This window comes from Paenibacillus sp. FSL M7-0134 (assembly GCF_038007865.1).
Taxonomy (GTDB): Bacteria; Bacillota; Bacilli; order Paenibacillales; family Paenibacillaceae; genus Paenibacillus; species Paenibacillus polymyxa_B.
In genome coordinates, this window is the sequence record NZ_JBBOXV010000001.1 from 3,109,684 (window position 1) to 3,131,469 (window position 21,786).

The window sequence follows — 21,786 nt, forward strand, 5'->3', positions numbered from 1 at the left end:
CGACCATAAGGCTAGCAGAGCTTTCTTCAGTGCGGGAATTACCACACATACCACAGAATAACTATCTTGATGTGATCAGCATGAACCATACATATAAGTATAAGTATTTACATAATTACCCAAGTCACTTATCCTTATTAACATAATTCACCGATATTTTTATAATGAATAAATCTAAAGTAATGCTTTTACAGTAAGGGGATTAATCTCTTAATTGGCCTGTGGAGTCTTCTTTATTATAGAACAGTTTGAATTTAGAGTAGATGAAAAAAAGGACTCCAACGGTTTGTAGCCGCGAAAGAGCCCTTCTTTTGTTTATTTAGTTGAATACTCGCTTACTTCAAAGGTGAGTATTTTGTTGAATATTACATATTCCTTACGGCTGCTGAATGGTCCTTTGTTGTTATTGTGCTTATCAATGGCAAAGAATGAAGAACCTCTACCAGCATCCTTTGCGTCATACCAAGCGATGAAAGCATTCAATTCTTTTTTGCTCAGATCGAATTCTTTGTCAAACCCATTATCCATGGTTACAGTCAGAATAGCGCGGTCACCAGTTGGTTGTGAGGAACCATCTGAATCAGACGAACCAGGTGTTGTAGACGAACCAGGTGTTGTAGACGAACCAGGTGTTGTAGACGAACCAGGTGTTGTAGGCGAACCAGGTGTTGTAGACGAACCAGGTGTTGTAGGCGAACCAGGTGTTGTAGACGAACCAGGTGTTGTGGACGAACCAGGTGTTGTAGACGAACCAGGTGTTGTTGACGGATCTGGTGTTGGTGTTACAGGCAAATTATTGTACATCTCAAAGGCCCCAAGTGAAAATAAAGAATTACCATTATTACTAGTGATATTCAAACGGTATTTTTTATATTTTGTTTCATTGGTAAATGAAAATTCTTTTCTCTCTTTTTGGTTCCAGTTAGTAACATTTATTTGTGTATCGAGAATGACCCATGAAACACCGTCCGATCCTTCGAACGTCCACTCTTTTGGCGATTCGTTTAGATTAGATGCACGTGCAGTCAATACATATTTGTTGACAACTACAGGATTTTCAAATTCATAAGCAATCCAGCCAGTCTTAGAATTTGTAGTTGTTGCCCAACCATAATCAGTAGGGTTTCTATCAAACACACTGTATGGTTGATGACCATTACTCCAAGCAGAACTTGCACTTGCAATGCCGGAAGGAGTTGTATTGGAAGTCATCATAGGGATTAGGTTTGTTTCCTCACTTGAGCTAGCGAAAGAAGAACTTGCAAACACTGATGTTAATAGAAAGATAGATAGTAAAGAAAAAAATATTTTTTTCATGTTAAAGCCCCTTTTTGTTTTATTTGCTTAGAAAGCTTACAAAAGTTAAAGAGGAATGTCTAAACATTAATGTCTATATATTCAAATATAAGTTTAATTGTGGATTTAATTTTTTAGAATAATAATGTCTATCTCTGCCGCTCTATAACTGGTAGACTTTTTTGTTTTGCGGCAACACATGTGATACTTCGAACGCCTCGCAATATAGTATTAAGAAGATTTAATATACTTTGGAGGTGTCATAAGTCCAAGTGATAACAGGGGAGCAGGATCACGGGTAAGTCATCAGTTATAAATATGTAGATGGAACAAAAGTGGGATTTATTGTGAAATAAGGATGGGAGACGCCACTGGTTAGCAGACGATTGAGTCTTCTTATACCCATAAAAAATAAATATGCCAATATTTAGATTATATTTGAAGTAAGTGAATACACTAAATAAATCAAAAAGCTCAGCTGACCTTAAATGGTCGGCGGAGCTTTTTTTTGTTAAGAAGCCCTTCCTTTAACCAAGACCTCGCATAGCCTATGGAGTATAGTACCCTAAAGTAAAGGAGGCGTTACGTGTGGGGGAAATGAAAAGAGACTACGAGGGAATCACCGGAAGAGTTTGGACATCGATAGCTGCTGTATTGGCATTGTTCATTTTGCTGGTAATCATCTTGAAATTAATTCATTTATAAAGATTCTTAAGCTCCACCGGCATTTTTTCGAATTGCTGCTTAGCCCTGTGCTTTTTATCCTTTTGGTCATAATGACTAAAGCGTGCTGAATTTAATTTCTTAAGCATAGCCACATCAGTTCCTAAGGAATCTATAAGGTTCGCCGTTCGGCCCTAGGCTAATCCATGAGGGTCGCCTCTTTTTGGAATGGTTGCGTGGTGCTTTCCATTAGCCAAAAAGGCGACTCTTTTTATCCTATTTTTGGATACTCAACAAGCCTGACTTTGCTTCAAGATCTTCTATAATTTCCATTGCAACAAAATATCCAAAAGACAATGTTAAAATATCCTCGTATCGTTTTCCTGATCCTCTTGCTCTACTTAATATGATGTTTTGACTTTCTTGTATTTTTTTTCTAAGGAATGATAGAGAAACCACAGGTGGATTGGAAGCGATCAAATCCATCATTAGAGTTGACAACTTTTTCTGAAACTCTTCAATCGGAAAGTCATTATTTTCTTTTGAATACAGATGCATCGTTTCAGGTGGATCTTTAAATGAAGTTTGATATTGAGTATTGAAAACACCTTCATTAGCTATTTTGTCCGCAATTAATTTACCAAAAACGATCCCCGATGCGAATGCTTGCCCAGGGATTCTTCCTATACCAAGATCACCATTAAATTGAGCTTCTCCAGTAGCAAAAACACGATTCAAGTTTATAGCCTCAGCATTAGCGTTGATTTCGATTCCTCCTGAAGAATAGTGCATCGTTGGTGTAATTTTAATTCTTTTATTTTTAACTACCTTAGGACTAAATCCATATTTTTTGAATTTTTCATTTAAAACATTTTCATCAGCATGGCTCATATCCAAGTACATGTCTTTTTTTTGTTTGATACATTCAAGTTGGAATTTTAAAATCTCATCAATCATCTCGTGGTAATCATCTCGAGCAATTGCATCACAAATATACTTATCTTTTAATAATTGAACTCCATCCTCATCTATTATTTTCCCTTGACTCAAAGATACAACCCCGCCCAATAAAATTTGCCTTCCGTTATATATAGACCAAGGATGACACATTACTGTAGACATTCCCTTTAATCTTGCACCTATTTTTTTAGCTAAGATAAGCGTTTCACCAGTTGAACCCGGCGAATTATCATTGAAACAGAATTGTCCTGCATATCCTCCCGTAGCTAATACCAAATAATTTGTAAATATTCTGATAAATTGATCTGATTGTGTGTCATAAAATATTGCGATAATTCCTTGATCGTACTTTTCCAAATGAATCAAAATTTTATTACACATCGGTTGTTCAATATGTTGTAACAAACAATTGATTAATTTCTTTCCCCCATGTGATTTAATCAAACATTCAGGCATGATACCAAAGGATGTTTTCTCATAAGGAATTCCTAATTCTTTGAAGAAATTTATAATTATGTTGGAATTCCTATATAGCGCTTCAATTACTGATCGATCTGCTCCACATTTATCAATAGTAAGATTAATAATATTGTTAACTTCATTCTCTGATGGAACCCGAGTATTTGCGGCTGAAAGAAAGGAGTTGCTTTGTTTGGGTGCATTCTTTTTTGTTACAATCGTGTACTTAATATTATTTTTCGACAAATAATAAGCAGCAGTAAGCCCTGAGATCCCCGTACCGACAATCAAAATTGGAGTGTAGTTTTCAACGGATATTCCATTTTGTTTCATCATTCCAACTCCCTTTTAGGATGTGAATGTTATCTTCGGCTGAATCTCGTAGTCAGTTTTCTATTTGTTGCAACAAAACGCATCATGATGATATTCATAAAATTCTTGCTCCGTTGTTAATTGCCTGTAATTTATATCAAATTATATAACTATATTTCGTTTTATACTTTATATAGTTATTAAGAGCTAACAAAATCAAATACGAACAGTTTTGCAAAAGTAGAGGAAAAAAAGAACCATTATAGCAATCGCTAAGATGATTCTTATTACGATTTCCAATATCCTTGTTACCAACGAAGAATGGAATCCAAAAAAATATTTTCCTAATTGTACAAGTTTATTCCTTATATTGTCAACATTATCTGAGAATATATAATTGACTCAGCTTTCGCAGTATGAATATTCAAACAAATCCTTAATGTAATAACTGGCAGTACCTTAGAAAAGGCGACAGAGTTCATAGTATCCATCCTTATAGCCTTAACCTATCACTTCTATAGATATCATATCTTAGACCAATCAAACATCCCGTGGTATATTGTTGACATTCAAGAGAGAGCCGTTAGCTTCTCTCCACTAGGTTCGAAAAACACAGGGGTGAATAATGATGAGTAAAAAGACCATGTTCGAGAAAATTTGGGATAACCATGTCATCTATCAGGAAGCGGGAAAGCCGAGTATTTTGTACATTGATCTTCACCTCGTACATGAGGTAACATCGCCGCAGGCGTTTGAGGGATTACGTCTTAGCGGACGTCAGGTACGTCGTCCAGAGCTTACGTTTGCAACGATGGATCATAACGTGCCGACTAAGGACCGTTACAATATTACGGACCCGATTTCCAAGCAGCAGATTGATACATTAACTCAAAATTGCCGTGATTTCGGTGTTACACTGTATGATCTGGATACGGTGGATCAAGGTGTCGTTCACGTTATGGGGCCTGAACTTGGTCTGACTCATCCGGGCAAAACGATTGTTTGTGGTGATAGCCATACCTCCACACACGGGGCGTTCGGAGCACTCGCTTTTGGTATCGGAACCAGTGAGGTAGAGCACGTAATGGCAACACAATGTCTCCAGCAAGCTAAAGCCAAAACGATGGAAGTTCGCTTTGTAGGCCGCCGCAAACCTGGTGTGACAGCAAAGGACATGATTTTGGGTGTCATTGCCAAATACGGTACAGATTTCGCCACAGGTTATGTTATTGAGTACACAGGTGAATCTATCCGCGAATTGAGCATGGAAGAGCGCATGACTGTGTGTAACATGTCTATTGAAGGCGGAGCCAGAGCAGGAATGATTGCACCGGACGAAACCACCTTCAATTACTTGCGTGGACGTCAACATGTAGCACAAGGAGCTGCTTTCGAGCAAGCGGTTGCTGAGTGGAAAGAGCTTGTCACAGATGAAGGCGCTGAGTTTGATGTCGTGCTGGAGTTTGACGTAGATGCTTTGATTCCGCAAGTAACCTGGGGCACCAGCCCGGGGATGGGTACAGATATTTCCTCAACCGTACCGATTCCGGCAGAACTGCCAACCGAAAACGAACGTAAAGCAGCTGAAAAAGCGCTTGAATATATGGATTTGAAGCCAGGTACTCCGATCACGGATATTGCGATTGATTATGTGTTTATCGGCTCCTGCACCAATGGGCGGATTGAAGATTTGCGTGCAGCCGCTGAGGTTGCCAAAGGTTACAAGGTTTCTGACAAAGTAACGGCCATCGTCGTACCAGGTTCGGGGCGTGTGAAAATTCAGGCTGAAGAAGAAGGGCTGGACGTCATTTTTACAGAAGCAGGATTTGAGTGGCGTGAAGCGGGATGCAGTATGTGTCTTGCGATGAATCCAGACGTACTGCAACCGGGACAGCGTTGTGCATCGACTTCTAATCGTAACTTTGAAGGTCGTCAGGGACGCGGAGGACGGACTCATCTGGTATCTCCAGCAATGGCAGCCGCTGCGGCGATTCATGGACATTTTGTTGATGTACGGGATTGGAAATTCAAGCAGGAAGAAGTAGTCCGCTAGGATACAGAGGAGGAATTACGATGGAAGCTTTCACAACATTAAAAGGAATTGTAGCACCTGTGGATCGGGTGAATGTGGATACAGATGCTATTATTCCTAAGCAGTTTTTGAAACGAATTGAACGTACGGGCTTTGGACAGTTTCTGTTCTACGAGTGGCGGTTTGATGAAGCGGGCAATATCAATCCTGAATTTGAACCGAACAAGCCTCGTTATGCAGGGGCGTCTGTGCTGATCTCTCGCGCTAACTTTGGCTGTGGCTCCTCACGTGAGCATGCGCCGTGGGCGATTATGGACTATGGGTTTCGTTGCGTAATTGCTCCGTCTTATGCGGATATCTTCTATAATAACTGTTTTAAAAACGGTATATTGCCGATCAAGCTGTCTGAAGAGCAAGTAGAGGAATTGTTTCAGCGCACGGCGCAGCATGATAACTACCAATTAAACATCGACCTGAATGATAAAACGATCACTGACGATTATGGTCTGAAAATTGAATTCGATTTGGATGAACATCGCCGCCAGTTCCTGCTGCAAGGCTTGGACGATATTGGCCTGACACTCCAGCATGAATCTGAAATTCTGGCTTATGAACAAAAACGTGCTGCGAAACAAGGCGCATAGGGTTAATTCCCAGTTCAGTTTCAATACGTAGTCATATAGCTAGCTCATTTGTTAGACAGAAAGCCCGTACTGGCATTACTTTTGCCTGCGGGCTTTTATCATGCTCAAAAAATAAATTGGAAAATAAGGGGTTGACGGTTCGACTCAGCATGGTATTGTAAATGTAAAATGATTGAAGGACTGTGTCTGTGAGAAATACCAAAAAATACATATATAAGTTAGGGGAATGAGAATGAAGAAATATGGTTGGGTGATACTAGCGGCTATCCTGATTTGGTTGTGGCCGTCCTCCCCTCATGCGAATGCGGCTGGAGCAGATTTGTTTTTAGATGGCAAAAGGGTGGAAGCGCCTGCAGATGCCAAGCCTGAAATGGTCAATGGAAAAATCATGGTACCGCTAAGGGTGGTTGGGGAGCAGCTTGGATATCAATTCAAGTGGGAACCACAATCCTATAAAATCTCAATTCAAAAAAATAGTACCGATATGTCCATGTATGTAGGCCGTACATCGGCTGATGTGAATGGAAAAACAGTTAGTCTGGATGCACCTCCTGTGCTTCGGGGAAGCTCGACCATGGTCCCATTGCGTTTTGTTGGGGAGCAAATGGGGCTAAAAGTAGATTGGAATAATAAAAGTAAATCCGTTAATCTCAGTCAAAAGGCTGTAACTCAACAAGTGAGTAAACAGTCTCAATCCCAACCATCGTCGCAAACGTCAACACAGAGTACAACAAGCACCAATAAAACGTCTTCAGCAACAGCGACGACAATAAATCCAGTTGAAGCAGACAAGCATACTGAAGCCGCATCTTCACCAGCCAAGCAGCAAAATACAGAACAGACCACAGCAAATGCGTTGCTTGTACAAAATATTACTTTTGAGGGTGAAACGTTAAAGATTTCTCTGAACAAAGATGTTACCCCTAAAGTATCCAAAATGACGGGGAATGATCGTATTGTTGTAGATTTACCCGGGGCTTCACTGGCGACTGATTTTCTTCAGCCGTTCCCGATTCGCACCGATGGCACGCGGGCGTTGACGAATAGTGACAGTGAGGATGTGCAGGAAATTAGATTTGCTCCCACAGATGGACAAAATGGGGGCGTACGCATTGTCATTGCTTTAAATCAAGCACGTGATTACGACCTTTTAACCAATGGCCTAGGCGATATCACCCTTCAATTGCGTGAGCGTAGTGTGAATCCGGTAGTGGTAACACCAACGAATGTCGAAGGACGGCGAATCGTTGTCATTGATCCCGGACATGGTGGCAAGGACCCTGGGGCAGGTAGTGTGACTGGGCGACATGAGAAGGAATTTACATTGGCGGTAGCGTTAAAGGTCGAGCAGCTTCTACAAAATGATCCTGACATTCAAATCGTATTGACTCGCAATGGAGATACGTATCCCACGCTGGATGAACGACCACAACTGGCTAATAGTCAACAGGCAAGCGTGTTTGTATCCATTCATGGTAATAGTATGCTAGCTTCAGATAAAGGAAAAACCAATGGCTCTGAAACCTATTATGCACGCCAGGACAGTTTGGCACTGGCAAAGGCGATGCATAAATATCTTGTAGCGGCTACCGGATTTAAGGATAATGGCATCAGGGTGGCAAACCATGTGGTGACGAGAAAATCACAAATGCCCGCTGTATTGCTGGAATGTGGCTACCTTAGTAATTTATCAAATGAAGCAGCCATGTTCACAGAAGAAACACAGGAAAAGATCGCCGAAGGTATTGTCGATGGGTTGAAGGAGTATCTTGGAACAGGCACAGGAGCAACTGAATCACTTAACTAAGGATGTTTACAATAAAAGCTACTTTCCACCTTTTAATGAAAATTCATGGGGTGAAAAGTAGCTTTTTTAGTTTTTTTGGCTGTGACTTTTGACGGAAAGCGAATGATCTATATTTTTAGTCAAAATTCGACAAAAATAGTTCTTTGGCACGTATATTTCTGTTATGATGGAATATATTCGCAACTTTTGGTGTGAGATAACGTCTATAAGGTTGTCTGATATTACATAAGCGCGTATATCAGGTCGCCGCACCGGAGCATGTGGCAAAAAAATTATGAATGGAAGGGTGACGAATGAAGAAATTTGGTTTTTTGTTGTTATTATTTGTCTTCATGTGGGCGGTTCCGGGTTATGGACATGCGGCTTCGAGTGGAACACAAATCTATCTCGACGATCAACAGTTAAGTGTCCCTAGTGGTGCTAAGGCACAAGTAATTGGCGGAAGTACAATGGTCCCGCTACGCGTAATTTCTGAAAATTTGGGATATGACGTGACGTGGAAGCAGCAGGCGCGAACCATAACGATTGAGAAAGACAGTACCTCGATCCGAATGATAATCGGAAGTAAGACGGCGACTGTCAATGGAAGCGACATTAGTCTGGATGCTTCGCCTCTGCTGCGTTCCAATTATGCCCTTGTACCGCTTCGTTTTATCGGCGAGCAAATGGGACTGGACGTAAAATGGGACAGCAGCTCCAAGTCCGTAAAATTATATACCCGCAGTAGCGGGTCTGGAAACGGGGAATTTACACCTCCCAAGTCCGGAAATAACAGTACAGGTACTGGTAGTGTTACTGCACCAACGAATAATGCGAACTCAGGTGTTACACAGGTGCAGGGAGTTAGTTTCAGCCAAAACCGTTTAACCATCACAACAGCCAGTGCCGTCAAGCCGAAAGCGTTTACGATGGCAGGCCCTGATCGGGTAGTGGTGGATTTGCCAGCGACTGCGTTTGCTGACAATTTCGGAGAGCAGCAAAAGCTGGATAGCAACTTAAATGGTTCGCTGGACATTGAGAATGAAGCGGATGTGTCCGGTATCCGTTATGCTTTATTCCAAAAGGAACCTTCAACGGTGCGCGTTGTTATTGATTTGAAACATGCCATGAATTATACCGCATATAATGATGGTTCGAATCGTGTTATCGTCGATCTGGCTTCCAAAGATTCTGTGAATACCACGCCAGACGCAACGTTACCAGATGGCTCACAGCCGGATGACACGCAGACATCACCAACTAACAGCAATGGTAAAAAGGTCGTTGTTATTGATGCTGGCCATGGAGCAAAAGATTCTGGAGCAGTTGGTGTTTCAAGAAAAAATTATGAAAAGACCTTCAACTTAGCTATGGCTCTGAAAGTAGAAAGCATATTAAAGCAGAACCCCAAGCTTGAGGTTGTGCTGACACGCAGTGATGATACATTCTTGGAGCTTAAACAGCGCGTAAAAGTAGCTGAAAACCTTAATGCTAACGTGTTCGTGTCCATTCATGCTAACAGCAGCGGTAGCTCAGCCTCCAACGGTACAGAGACGTATTACCAGCGTAGTGCAAGCAAAGCGTTCGCTAACGTTATGCATAAGTACTTTGCTCCTGCGACGGGTCTGACAGACCGAGGCATTCGTTATGGCAATTTCCATGTAATTCGGGAAACGACTATGCCAGCCGTATTGCTTGAAGTAGGATATCTGAGTAATGCAAAAGAGGAAGCCACACTGTTTGATGAAGATTTTCAAAACCGGGTAGCTCAAGGGATTGCAGATGGAATCACAGAGTATCTCGACGTAAAATAGATCTTCAACAAATCGCTTGTCAACGTCAAGCAAGGAGGGGGACATATGAACAAGAAAATCGTAATTGCAGGTCTGCTGGCACTGTTTGCCATTGCAGGTGCAGGGTGTGCCTCTAAGCAAACAACGGCTCCTGCGACTCCATCTCAGGAAACACAAACTTCGAATGCACAAAATAGTACACCTGAACAGACGACTCCTGAACCTTCGGCTCAATCTGCTGAAAATAATGGGGCGAGTCAAACACCTGCATCTCCGTCAACAGAGCCTACAAAGACCAAGACGGACACGGAAAATTCAGGAGATCGACAAACACAGCAGATTACGGTGTACTATACGGATACACAAGAGAACGGCTTGAAAGAACAGAAAAAGGAAATTACCTATCCAAGCGAGCTGGAAAAATTGCAAAAAGCGTTTGAAGCTCTGCAAAAGAGTGGGGATTCTGCTCTTATCCCGTTGTGGTCCGAGAAAATTTCCGTGCATAAGATCAAATTAGATAACGGTGCATTGACTTTTGATATTTCTCTGCCGGACGAGGCTCGATTGGGAGCTGGTGGCGAGGAATTAGCTATCGATGCCTTGAAGAAAACGATGTTCCAATTCAAGGAAGTCAAAACGCTGGATTTGCTCGTAGATGGTCAATCTTTAGAGTCCTTAATGGGACATGTAGATTTGGATCATCCCATGAGCCGCTAACCGATCAGACAGTATGAAAATTTCTTGGAGATTTACACACTTTTCACGTGCAATCTGTGACAGATAATGATAATATAGGAGTGTATTTCTCGCCTATGCAGGCAGTCATGCACAAATAGTATTCGTTTCTTTCCGGATGATTATTTAGAGTGACCGTCTTGATGCGGGCTATCCCGTATCAAGACGTTTTTTTTGGTAGGAGGTAGGATTTCCGTGAATGCAGCAACCGCACGTCATATATTGGACACCATCGGTACGATGTTTCCGGATGCCCATTGTGAGTTGAACCATGACAATGCTTTTGAATTAACGATCGCCGTGTTATTGTCTGCTCAATGCTCCGATCAGATGGTCAATAAAGTAACGGCAGACCTGTTTCAAAAATACAAGTCACCTGAGGATTATTTGGCTGTTCCTCTTGAGGAACTGGAGCAGGATATTCGCAGAATCGGCTTGTACCGAAACAAGGCCAAGCATATTCATAACCTCTGTCGTATTTTAATAGACCAGTACGGGGGAGAGATACCTTCGGAGCACGATCAACTGGTTAAGCTACCCGGTGTTGGCCGTAAGACGGCTAACGTCGTAGTATCTACTGCTTTTAATGTACCGGCTATTGCGGTAGATACGCATGTAGAGCGTATTTCCAAACGGCTCGGTTTTGCAGGGTGGGATGATTCAGTGCTTGAGGTGGAAAAAAAGCTGATGAAGAGGGTACCTAGGGATGAATGGTCTTTGACCCACCACAGGCTTATTTTTTTCGGACGCTACCATTGTAAAGCTCAAAATCCTCAATGTCAGGTATGTCCGTTACTTGATGTGTGCAGGGAAGGCAAGAAACGTATGAAAACGTCTCTTATCAGAAAAGATAAGGAACGTAGAGCTTAAAGACCCACAGAGTAACAGAGGGTTTAACCATTTATGTGTAGAAAAGGATGAAGAGTATGAAGTGCATTTCGGTATATACAGACAATTTTGAAGCGTTCTCTGATATTTTTGAGCAAATTGTAACAACAGAATTTGCTGAAAACGAAGAGCGCGAGCTTGAGGGAATCACAGTTAGTCATTCCGGTGATGTACCTGAACATTATCTGGAGCGTATGTCACAAAAGCCAGAAGTGGTCGTAATGAAGGACAAATCCCGTGGGATTACGATTTTACAGCATGGTCAAGTATTTGAAATTTTGCTGCCAGTGCTTGAGACTGCAGCCAATTAAGTTCAATTCGCGGACGACATGCGTTGCATGTTCCGGTGTAGGCGGCTCGGCTGGTTTAACCAGCCCGAAGGCGCATATATACACGAACCTTGCAGACCATCCTGATATGGATAGAGCCTCGTTCCAATGAAGTGTGCATACATTTTGACCCTGAATTATGGTGTCGCGTTCCCCATGTTCTAAAAGGTGAATGTACGTGATGAGCAGGCTCACCCGTTGTATACATATCTTGCTTCGTCGGTGCTCTTTGAGAGCTTTGATGAATTGCATTCGGTTGCCTAAATATTTATTTTTAATGATCCGTTTTGAACAGAATAAAATGAACTTATTATTATCATGTACGAAAACAGCGTTCCCTAATGCCAAGTACTGGAGGGGAGCGCTGTTTAGTTTTTTTGATGTGATGATTCTCACAACGGCTTAGGAATGCTACAATATAGCTATTTGGTGCAGACAAGTGATAAGGAGTGGAACCGTAGCTTATGATGCAAACGATTACAGGAGATGCGGGAAAGTGGTTGGATACGATAGAACAGATACAGAGTACATTGCGTAAAGCCGAGGATGAAGCGGGAGCGAAGGCGATAGGTGATCTGCTGGAAAAAGCATATGCGCAGGAGCTGACCATTGCCTTTTGTGGACATTTTTCAGCGGGTAAATCGAGCTTGATTAACAGCCTGTGTGGTAAAACTGTGCTGCCGTCTGGACCGGTGCCTACGAGCGCTAATGTAGTGTCCATCCGTTATGGACGTCCGAGAGCGCTCATTCATCCAGCCAAATCAGCGGAAAATCCAGAGCCGGAAAGCATGGAAGCCTCCCTGTCCGAGCTTGCTGAGTATTGTAAAAATGGTGGAGCCTATGAATCGGTTCAAGTGTGGGAGGATGTTCCGATATTATCTAGCGGAGGAGTGCTGCTGGATACACCAGGCGTAGATTCCACAGACCACGGACATGCGCTGGCGACACATTCTGCTTTACATTGGGCAGATATTGTTTTTTATGTGATGGATTACAATCATGTCCAATCTGAAAATAATTTGTCCTTTGCCAAAAGTTTGTCGGATTGGGGCAAGCCATTATATTTGATCATCAATCAAATCGATAAACACCGGGAGCGAGAGCTTTCATTTACACGTTATCGTAATGAGGTGGAGACCAGCTTTCATGCCTGGCAGGTTCATTATACGGATATCCTCTTTACTTCCTTGAAGGAGCAGAATCATCCATGGAACCAGTGGAAACAGTTGACGTACCTGATTCCGAATTTGCTGGAGCGAAAAACAGAGCTTTTGGCATACAGTTTAGTGTCCTCTATGCATCATTTGGTAGAGCAACATGTGGAGACTGTGCAGGCAGCTGAAGAAGAGGAACTGAACACACTGTTAAAAGAAGCAGGTGGAGAAGAAGCCATTTTGCGCCTGGATATAGAGCAGAAAACCTTGCAGCAAGAAGATGAACACTGGAAGGTGCTTCCGGAGCAGGAGCGTAAACGACTGCGTCAAGAGCTGGATCATTTACTGGAACACGCACATTTGACGCCAGCGGAGCTACGTGAAGCCGCAGGCGAATACTTAGAGAGCCGCAAGCCGGGCTTCAAAACAGGAATATGGTTTGCAGGAGGAAAGACTGAGCGAGAAAAGGAAAGCCGCTTGGAACGGCTGGCAGGAATGCTGACTGATCAGGTGGAGGGACAATTGCTTCCCCATGTACGGGAGCTACTGAGGTCTTGGGGTGACAGTCAGGGTTTGTGGTCCGCTGCGATGGAGCAGGAGCTGGATGACATCCGCCCTGTGACGGACCGGCAACTGGTAGAGCAGACGGTGAAGGAAAATGCGTTGTCGCCGGAGTATACGTTGAACTATTGCAAGGATCTACGCGCTGCTGTGACCGCCGATTGTCGCCGTAAGGCGCTAACGCTGGTAGACCAGCTGCTGGCCCAGCTTGCAGTGCGAGCCGAAGCCCGCCGCGCGGCTCTCGCGGATGCACGCACTGCGCTGCTGGCGCAGGCGGACGCGGCGAGCCGCTACAGCACCCGCGTGCAGGCCTCGGCTTCGCACGCCAGCCTGCTGCGCAGCTTGCTGCCGCAGGCGTCCGCGCCAGGCGGCTTGCCCCGTGCGGACGCGCTTGCACCGGCGTCCGATACCGCCGCTGCTGCCCCGCCAGCTGCGGCACCAACGGGCGTTGCGCGTTCTGACATCGCTGGCTCGCGCAACGCATCGGCGCAGCCGCTAGCAGGAACGGCGTCAGCACAGCCTGCCGCCGGAGGCCGCCGCACGCGGCTGGATGCAGCAGCGGCCCGATTGAAGGCTGCCGCTGCCCTGGTAAGCCCGTACCCTGCCATGCAAGCGGCGGTACGGGATTTACATGCCCGCGCCGCTGCGCTGGAGGGCGGGCAGTTTACGCTGGCGCTGTTTGGAGCGTTCAGCGCTGGGAAATCCAGCTTCGCCAACGCTTTGCTGGGTGAAGCTGTGTTGCCCGTATCGCCGCATCCAACGACAGCGGCGATTAACCGCATAATGGCGCCTGCAAGTGCTGAGCGCCATGCCACGGCTGACGTCCATATGAAACCAGTGGACGCGTTGCGGGAAGATCTTAAATACTCATTTCGGTTATTAGGATTGGGGGAACCCGCGGCAGCGGGCTGGCAAGAAGCCGTTCATGCTTTATCTCCGGAAGGCATCCATCCTGCGGGTAGGCCTCATTATAGTTTTTTGAAGGCTGCCGCAGCCGGATGGGAAGAAGCTGAAAGCTTGCTGGGACAACAGCTTCAGGTGGATTTAGAGCAGTATCGGGATTTTGTTGCGTCTGAGCACAAATCATGCTTTGTGGAGCATATCGACCTTTATTATGATTGCGCTCTGACCCGTCAGGGCATCGTGCTAGTGGATACGCCAGGAGCGGATTCTGTGAATGCACGACACACAGGCGTGACTTTCAACTATATGAAGCATGCGGACGCTCTTGTATTTGTCACCTATTATAACCATGCGTTTACGCAAGGTGATCGCCAGTTCCTGAACCAACTAGGTCGAGTTAAAGAGACCTTGGCGCTGGATCAGACGTTTTTTATAGTTAATGCATCAGATCTGGCTTCTTCTGAAGAAGAACTGCATTCTGTTACCCGGCATGTACAGGAACAACTACAGGCGAATGGAATCCGAAAACCACGTATTTATCCGCTTTCCAGTATGCTGGCGTTGGAAGCTGCCGAACAGGGAGAGGCTTCGCTGCGTTCAGCTTCACGTTTTGATGCATTTGAAGATGATTTTTCAGCATTTGCAGCCGAAGAGCTGGCAGGTTTGTCCATTGCTTCTGCTATGCAGGAACTGGGTCGGCTGCGGAACCGCATAGAGCAACATGCAACCGATGCCCGGTATAGCGAGGAAGAACGTGAGATTCGATTAGAGCGATTAACTCGCATCCGTGGAGAATTGGAGCATACGCTCCTAGGCCTGACTGACAGCAACGGTGCATCTGTGTTATCGGGTGAAACCGATGAATTGCTGTATCATGTACGTCAAAGGCTGTCCTATCGGACTGGAGAATTTATGGCAGAGGCTTTTCATCCATCTGTTCTGCGTGAAGGAGTAGGTGATCTTCGTTCGGCTTTTGCATCTTGTGGTCGTGAGCTGATGCGTTTAATCGAACTGGAGCTGTCTCAGGAATTGCTGGCAACCACACTCCGGCTGGAAAAAACGGGCCAAATTTTGGTACACAAGACTATACAACAGTGCGTAGAACACATGAACCACCAGTTGCAAGGACTAGATTGTACGATTCCTGAATCCAGAAACTGGGCTGTTCCCGAGCTGAATGAAATTTCCCTGCAGGAGTCTATTCATTGGAAGGACTATTGGAATAGCTTTAAAAATCCAAAGCTATTTTTTGAAGGAACTGGGCGAGCGAATCTACAAACCAAACTGGAGCCGATATTACGCCAGCGAATCGGGGAAGCTGTGGATCAGCAACGAGAACGAATGTCTTCTTTTTACGTTACGCTGATGCAGGAGGAACAAATGTGGCAGAAAGCTCAGCTTCGAGAGCAAATGCTGGAGACGACTCGTGGCATGGAGCATGCCCTTATGGGCGGTGAGCAGCCACAGGTTTGGGAAGAGCTTGCTGGCAAGATTGCGGCTTTGGAGTAAAGATAAATAAGTACACCATTTATTTAAGTTCAGGACACCGGGTTGTGGGACAACCCGGTGTTTTATGCATGCTCCAAAAAGAAAGCAATACTGAGTAAATAGCCATATTCAATAATAAGAAAGCGATTTAATTTGTCTAATCACCCACCAATTGATAACCTGCCTGAATACGGCTTGTTATCCTCTTTGCCCCCTTGGAAAGCGAATGGTAAACTTCACTAAGCCATATAACAACGTCGTGCAACTAATGGAGGGACATTGACATGGAAGTGCTCAGGCAACTGCAAGTTTTTTTTCGCGAGAGGAGACACTATCTGTTTCTTTCTATTTTATGCCTTGCGATAGCGACGGCCCTGGGACTGGTGTATCCGAACCTGCTCCAAAGGCTAATTGATAACGCTATCATCCCCGGTGACTTCGGGAAAGTCCCGGCGCTGGCTCTGACTGTGCTGGGAGTAGTCATCATCAAAGGGTTCATGCAATTTTTACATGGTTTTTTTGGTGGACGGCTAGGTAACTACTTGGCGTACCGACTCCGCAATGCTTGTTACGAAAAGCTGCAATTTCTGTCCTTCAGATATTATGACACTGCCAAAACGGGGGATCTCATGTCCCGACTGACTGGTGATTTGGAGGCAATTCGTAACTTTATCGGGTTTGGTTTTGCCCAACTCCTCAATGTGATACTGATGGTCGTATTCGGCTCTATGATGATGCTGTATATTAACTGGCAGCTCACCCTCATTACGATGATCAGCATGCCATTGCTACTCTTCGTCACATTCAAGTTTGAATCCCGGATTCATCCCACCTTTCAGGAAATGCGGATTGCCCTTAGCGCCTTGACGACAGCGGTCCAAGAAAATATAACAGGTGTGCGAACCGTCAAATCTTTTGCCCGCGAATCATATGAAGTTGAGAAATTTTCAGTACGTAATGAGCAATACAAAAGTAATCAAATTCAGGCTGCTTCCTTATGGAGTCGGTTCTTCCCCGCAATGGAACTGATAGCTTCTGTCAGTGTGGTCCTGCTGTTGGGCATGGGGGGGTATCTGGTCATTCAGAAGTCAATGACCTTGGGGCAGCTCGTCGCTTTCTTTAGCTTAATTTGGTATATTATCGGCCCCATCTGGAGCATTGGCTTTCATATCAATAACTATACGCAGTCCAAAGCTTCTGGTGAAAGGGTCTTGGAACTGCTAAATCAGTCCATAGATGTAACCGATGAAGCCGGAGCACTTAAACTCGATGCCGATCAGGTGGAAGGACATGTTACGTTTGAACATGTTACCTTTGCTTACGGAAATAAGCTCCCTGCTGTTGTTGACATCAATTTAGACGCACCTCCGGGATCAGTCATTGGAATTTTAGGCGGAACGGGGTCAGGGAAGTCTACCATTATTCAATTACTCATGCGCGCTTATAATGTGAATGCAGGAAGTATCAAGTTGGATGGCAAGGATATACGTCACTTGAAGATTCGCGATTTACGTGCTCAAATTTCTTCCGTGTTTCAGGAGACGTTTTTGTTTTCGTCCTCTATACGCAACAATATTTCATATGGATTAAGTCATGTCAGTATGGATGACATCATACGCGTTTCCAAACTGGCTCAGGCACATGAATTCATAACTGAACTACCGCTGGGATATGACACTGTCGTCGGAGAACGTGGATTGGGACTGTCCGGAGGGCAGAAACAACGGATCGCCATCGCGCGCGCACTACTCAAAAATCCGAAAATTCTGGTACTGGATGATGCTACCAGTGCGGTTGATATGGAGACAGAGCATGAAATACAGACCGGTTTTCAAGAGGTTATGCGTGGTCGAACAACATTTATAATTGCTCATCGAATCTCTTCACTTCGTCATGCCAATGAGATTGTGGTGCTTGAGGAAGGACGAATCGTCCAGCGTGGAACACATGAACAGCTCATTGCTACTCCAGGTCCATATCAGGATGTGTATCATATTCAATACGCCGATTACATAGCTCAGGCTCCAGACGGTGTATCCGAAGGGCAGGTGAGACCATGAATATACCCGCAGAAAAAGTCAAACCGTTAAAAAAGCCAACGAATGAACGCTTTGTCTATCAAGATGATGATGTCATTGACAAACCGTTTAACTGGTCAGAATTCAAACGTTTGCTGGCATACATGAAGCCTTATGCCCGTCAGATTCTGCCGATCCTTCTGGTCATGATGATTCTCGGCACCATTACCAAGCTGACCGTTCCTTATTTGATCAGTCTGGCCATTGATAAGGCAATTGCTCCCGCATGGCCTGCACTGCCCAGCGTAAAGTTACTGCTGCTCATCACGGGTGCCGTGCTCTTGTTATATTTAATTCAATGGGCAGCCAGCACATACCGCATTAAATTCACCAATATTATCGGTCAACGGGTTATTTACGATTTGCGTGAAGATTTATTCAAGCATATTCAAAAGCTATCCTTTAACTTTTTTGATAAGAGACCAGCAGGTTCTGTATTAGTGCGCGTGACAAATGACATTAACTCGCTACAGGATCTTTTTACGAACGGTGCAGTGAATGTCCTGATTGACTGCGTACAGCTTATCGGAATTATTGTCATTTTGCTGCTTATTAACTGGAAGCTCGGTTTGGCGGTAATTGTGACCGTTCCGATCATGTTTTTGATCTCGACCAAGCTGCGCGTACGCATCCGCCGTGCTTGGCAAGAAGTGCGTATGAAGAACTCACGTATCAACTCTCATTTGAATGAGTCCATTCAGGGGATTCGTGTGACACAAGCGTATACGCAGGAGCAGGAAAACATGGCTTATTTCGACGACATGAACAGCTCTAGCAAAAAATCGTGGGATAAGGCTTCTGCCATGAATCAGGTCTTTGGCCCACTTATTGATATTACCGGAGGATTTGGTACGCTTGTGCTGTTCTGGTTTGGAGCGCATTTAATTCAGACAGATCAGCTTACGGTGGGATTACTGGTTGCGTTTGCTAACTATGTTGGGAACTTTTGGGAACCGATTAATCGACTGGGCCAAATGTATAATCAGTTACTGGTTGCGATGGCTTCGTCAGAACGAATTTTTGAGTTTATGGATGAACAGCCGAATATTGCAAACAAACCGGGAGCAAAAGCCTTGCCGTCCATTCGGGGCGATATCCAATTTGAAAAGGTCATTTTTGAATATGAAAAGGGACGTCAGGCGCTTAAAGGTATTAATCTTTCTGTCGAGGCGGGCCAATCTATAGCGCTTGTGGGTCATACCGGATCAGGTAAAAGTACAATTATTAATCTGCTAAGCCGTTTTTATGACATTACGTCAGGGCGGCTTACGATTGACGGTCATGATGTGCGTGATGTCACGGTGGAGAGCTTGCGAAGCCAGATTAGCATCGTGCTACAGGATACATTTATTTTTTCGGGGACGATACGCGATAATATCCGATTTGGCCGATTGGATGCAACGGATGAGGAAATTGAAGCGGCTGCCAAGGCGGTCAATGCTCACGAGTTCATTGTTCACTTGCCAGCTGGCTATGAAACAGAGGTAGAGGAGCGGGGGGGAATGTTGTCCATGGGCCAGCGACAGCTCTTATCCTTTGCTCGTGCCTTGCTGGCAAATCCAAGAATTCTTATTCTGGATGAAGCAACAGCCAGTATTGATACGGAAACGGAGTTGAAAATTCAGGAGGCTCTTCAGGTTTTACTGGAAGGCAGAACTTCTTTTATGGTCGCTCACCGTTTGTCCACCATCCGGAATGCTGATCATATCGTTGTACTGGATCATGGGGAAATCCAAGAAAGTGGTAATCATGAACAATTGATGAAAAAACATGGAATATATCGGGGGCTGGTGGAAGCACAGTTCAGATTTTTGTAAAAAAAAGATCAAAAAATCGCGTTTTTTGTAAATTTAAATGCCGAGCACTATTGCATTCTTGGAGCTAAACCCTGAAAATAAAGATGAAAAGAGATCAGAGCAATTTCGTCAGAGGGGGAAGAGTTCAAGATGTGGGGTGCTCCTTTTTCTGCCAAAGCTAAGAAGATGCTGCTGCTGGGTAGCGGCGAATTGGGAAAAGAAGTCATTATTGAAGCTCAGCGGCTTGGCGTGGAATGTATTGCGGTAGATCGCTATGAACTGGCTCCAGCAATGCAGGTGGCCCATCGCTCTCACTGTCTGGATATGCAGGATGCTGAGGCGTTGAAGGCACTAATTCGTAAGGAAAAGCCCGACATAATTGTACCTGAAATCGAAGCTATTGCTACGGGTGCTTTGGAAGAATTAGAGCAAGAAGGATTTCACGTAGTACCAACGGCCCGTGCCGCCCGTCTTACGATGGACCGGGAAGGTATTCGCAGGCTGGCTGCCGAGAAATTACAGCTTCGGACTGCTGCCTATCGTTTTGCAGATAATTTTGACCAGTTGCGGTCGGCGGTTCATGAGCTGGGCACGCCATGTGTGGTCAAGCCTTTGATGAGTTCGTCGGGTAAAGGGCAGTCTGTATGCCGGGCACTCGAAGATGCAGAATCCTGCTGGAATACGGCGCTGGAAGGCGCGCGTGCCAAAACAACACGTGTCATTGTTGAAGCTTTTGTCCCGTTTGAGAGCGAAATTACCTTATTGACCGTCAGATCGGTTTCGGGTACGACTTTTTGCCCACCGATTGGCCACATTCAGAAAGATGGGGATTATGTCGAATCCTGGCAGCCTCATGGCATGACGGACAAGCAGCTTTCGGAGGCGGAGAACATTGCCCGTACGATTACGGATGAACTGGGTGGTTACGGATTGTTTGGCGTAGAGCTGTTTTTAACAGCTGATGGCGTCATATTCAGTGAAGTATCCCCTCGTCCGCATGATACAGGAATGGTGACCATGATCACGCAGGATTTGTCGGAATTTGCGCTTCACGTGCGGGCCATTCTCGGATTCCCGGTGCCATCCGTCACGCTGCTAACACCAGGAGCTTCAGCTACCTTGAAGGCAGAAGTGGCTACGCGGGATTTCGTAATAAGCGGTCTGCATGATGCATTATTGCTACCCCGGACACAGGTGCGAGTGTTCGGGAAGCCTGAAACCAAGCCGGGACGCCGGATGGCTGTAGCGCTTAGCGCTGCAGAAGATGTGGAAACAGCACGGAAGACGGCCAAAGAAGCTGCTAATATGCTGAAAGTGGAGGTAAATCATGTCTAACAATGTGATGATTCCAGTACTGACAATTCGTTCCGTAGAGCTTGGCGATTGCGAAGCCGTAACTGGACTACTAAGAGAAGTCGGATACCCGATGACTTGTGGTGTAATGAAAGAAGTTATGGGAACAACGCGGGAGGACAGTCAAGCGAATATGATGGTTGCAGAAATGGATGGTCGTGTTGTCGGAGTAATCGGCATGCATACGGCTCAAAGCTTGGCTTATCCTGATCCTGCCGTACAAATCACCATGCTGGTCGTGAGCGGGGAGTATCGCGGCGAGGGCATTGGCAAGCGCCTGGTGGCTTGTGGTGAGGAGTGGGGACGTGCGCAAGGATGCTATCATTTATTCATTACCGGAGCGAATAACCGCATCAAACAAGTAGAGGCCCGAGCATTCTACAATCGAATCGGCTTTGAAAAGCAAGGCTACCGTTTCAGCAAAAAGCTTAGATAATCAGCCTATAACAAGACAATCTAATACTTAAAGCCTCACTACTTTTAACTTAGTTCCGCATGGGTCAATTCCGAGCGGGGCTATTTTTTTCCAACTTTTATACCATTGATCCTTCTATAA

General features: G+C 44.9%; 15 protein-coding genes. 13 read left to right on the plus strand and 2 right to left on the minus strand.

The window, feature by feature from the left end; all coding sequences use genetic code 11:
• Positions 1 to 315: 315 nt before the first annotated feature.
• Complete coding sequence (locus NSQ58_RS13965) at positions 316 to 1,317, minus strand: discoidin domain-containing protein (protein ID WP_341057603.1); 1,002 nt, start codon at positions 1,315 to 1,317, stop codon at positions 316 to 318.
• A 576-nt stretch (positions 1,318 to 1,893) separates the two neighbouring features.
• Here NSQ58_RS13965 and NSQ58_RS13970 point away from each other — a divergent pair.
• Positions 1,894 to 2,001 (plus strand): sporulation protein YjcZ, encoded by a 108-nt coding sequence (locus NSQ58_RS13970; protein ID WP_196233322.1) that lies wholly within the window; start codon positions 1,894 to 1,896, stop codon positions 1,999 to 2,001.
• A gap of 234 nt (positions 2,002 to 2,235) precedes the next feature.
• Here NSQ58_RS13970 and NSQ58_RS13975 read toward each other — a convergent pair whose 3' ends face one another.
• On the minus strand, positions 2,236 to 3,714 hold the full coding sequence (locus NSQ58_RS13975; protein ID WP_226887761.1) for an FAD-binding protein: 1,479 nt from the start codon (positions 3,712 to 3,714) through the stop codon (positions 2,236 to 2,238).
• Between the two features lie 604 nt (positions 3,715 to 4,318).
• Between NSQ58_RS13975 and leuC the strand changes: the two genes are divergently transcribed.
• From leuC to NSQ58_RS14035, 12 genes are all read left to right on the plus strand, one after another.
• Positions 4,319 to 5,743 carry a 3-isopropylmalate dehydratase large subunit gene (gene leuC / locus NSQ58_RS13980; protein WP_013310634.1) on the plus strand — a complete coding sequence of 475 codons (1,425 nt, stop codon included), beginning with the start codon at positions 4,319 to 4,321 and terminating at the stop codon, positions 5,741 to 5,743.
• Between the two features lie 20 nt (positions 5,744 to 5,763).
• Positions 5,764 to 6,366 carry a 3-isopropylmalate dehydratase small subunit gene (gene leuD / locus NSQ58_RS13985; protein WP_013310633.1) on the plus strand — a complete coding sequence of 201 codons (603 nt, stop codon included), beginning with the start codon at positions 5,764 to 5,766 and terminating at the stop codon, positions 6,364 to 6,366.
• A gap of 232 nt (positions 6,367 to 6,598) precedes the next feature.
• Positions 6,599 to 8,173, plus strand: a complete 1,575-nt coding sequence (locus NSQ58_RS13990; RefSeq protein WP_068942691.1) for an N-acetylmuramoyl-L-alanine amidase family protein — start codon at positions 6,599 to 6,601, stop codon at positions 8,171 to 8,173.
• A gap of 293 nt (positions 8,174 to 8,466) precedes the next feature.
• Positions 8,467 to 9,966 (plus strand): N-acetylmuramoyl-L-alanine amidase family protein, encoded by a 1,500-nt coding sequence (locus NSQ58_RS13995; protein ID WP_023989083.1) that lies wholly within the window; start codon positions 8,467 to 8,469, stop codon positions 9,964 to 9,966.
• Positions 9,967 to 10,011: 45 nt separating this feature from the next.
• A complete protein-coding gene (locus tag NSQ58_RS14000) occupies positions 10,012 to 10,662 on the plus strand; it encodes a GerMN domain-containing protein (RefSeq protein ID WP_023989082.1) in 651 nt (216 codons plus the stop codon).
• Positions 10,663 to 10,875: 213 nt separating this feature from the next.
• Positions 10,876 to 11,550: an endonuclease III gene (gene nth, locus NSQ58_RS14005; RefSeq protein WP_023989081.1), complete on the plus strand. Its 675-nt coding sequence runs from the start codon at positions 10,876 to 10,878 to the stop codon at positions 11,548 to 11,550.
• 56 nt (positions 11,551 to 11,606) lie between these two features.
• Positions 11,607 to 11,879: a hypothetical protein gene (locus NSQ58_RS14010; RefSeq protein WP_013310628.1), complete on the plus strand. Its 273-nt coding sequence runs from the start codon at positions 11,607 to 11,609 to the stop codon at positions 11,877 to 11,879.
• A 482-nt stretch (positions 11,880 to 12,361) separates the two neighbouring features.
• Entirely contained in the window at positions 12,362 to 16,024 is a 3,663-nt protein-coding gene (locus tag NSQ58_RS14015; protein WP_341057604.1) for a dynamin family protein, read from the plus strand.
• 263 nt (positions 16,025 to 16,287) lie between these two features.
• Positions 16,288 to 18,063 carry an ABC transporter ATP-binding protein gene (locus NSQ58_RS14020; protein WP_341057605.1) on the plus strand — a complete coding sequence of 592 codons (1,776 nt, stop codon included), beginning with the start codon at positions 16,288 to 16,290 and terminating at the stop codon, positions 18,061 to 18,063.
• Positions 18,060 to 19,898: an ABC transporter ATP-binding protein gene (locus NSQ58_RS14025; RefSeq protein WP_068942685.1), complete on the plus strand. Its 1,839-nt coding sequence runs from the start codon at positions 18,060 to 18,062 to the stop codon at positions 19,896 to 19,898. Before NSQ58_RS14020 ends, NSQ58_RS14025 begins: the two co-directional genes overlap by 4 nt.
• A 129-nt stretch (positions 19,899 to 20,027) precedes the next feature.
• On the plus strand, positions 20,028 to 21,212 hold the full coding sequence (gene purT, locus NSQ58_RS14030) for a formate-dependent phosphoribosylglycinamide formyltransferase (RefSeq protein ID WP_341057606.1): 1,185 nt from the start codon (positions 20,028 to 20,030) through the stop codon (positions 21,210 to 21,212).
• Positions 21,205 to 21,666, plus strand: coding sequence for a GNAT family N-acetyltransferase (locus NSQ58_RS14035; protein ID WP_013310623.1), 462 nt, complete (start codon positions 21,205 to 21,207; stop codon positions 21,664 to 21,666). The genes purT and NSQ58_RS14035 overlap by 8 nt, the downstream gene beginning before the upstream one ends.
• The last annotated feature ends 120 nt before the right edge of the window (positions 21,667 to 21,786 follow it).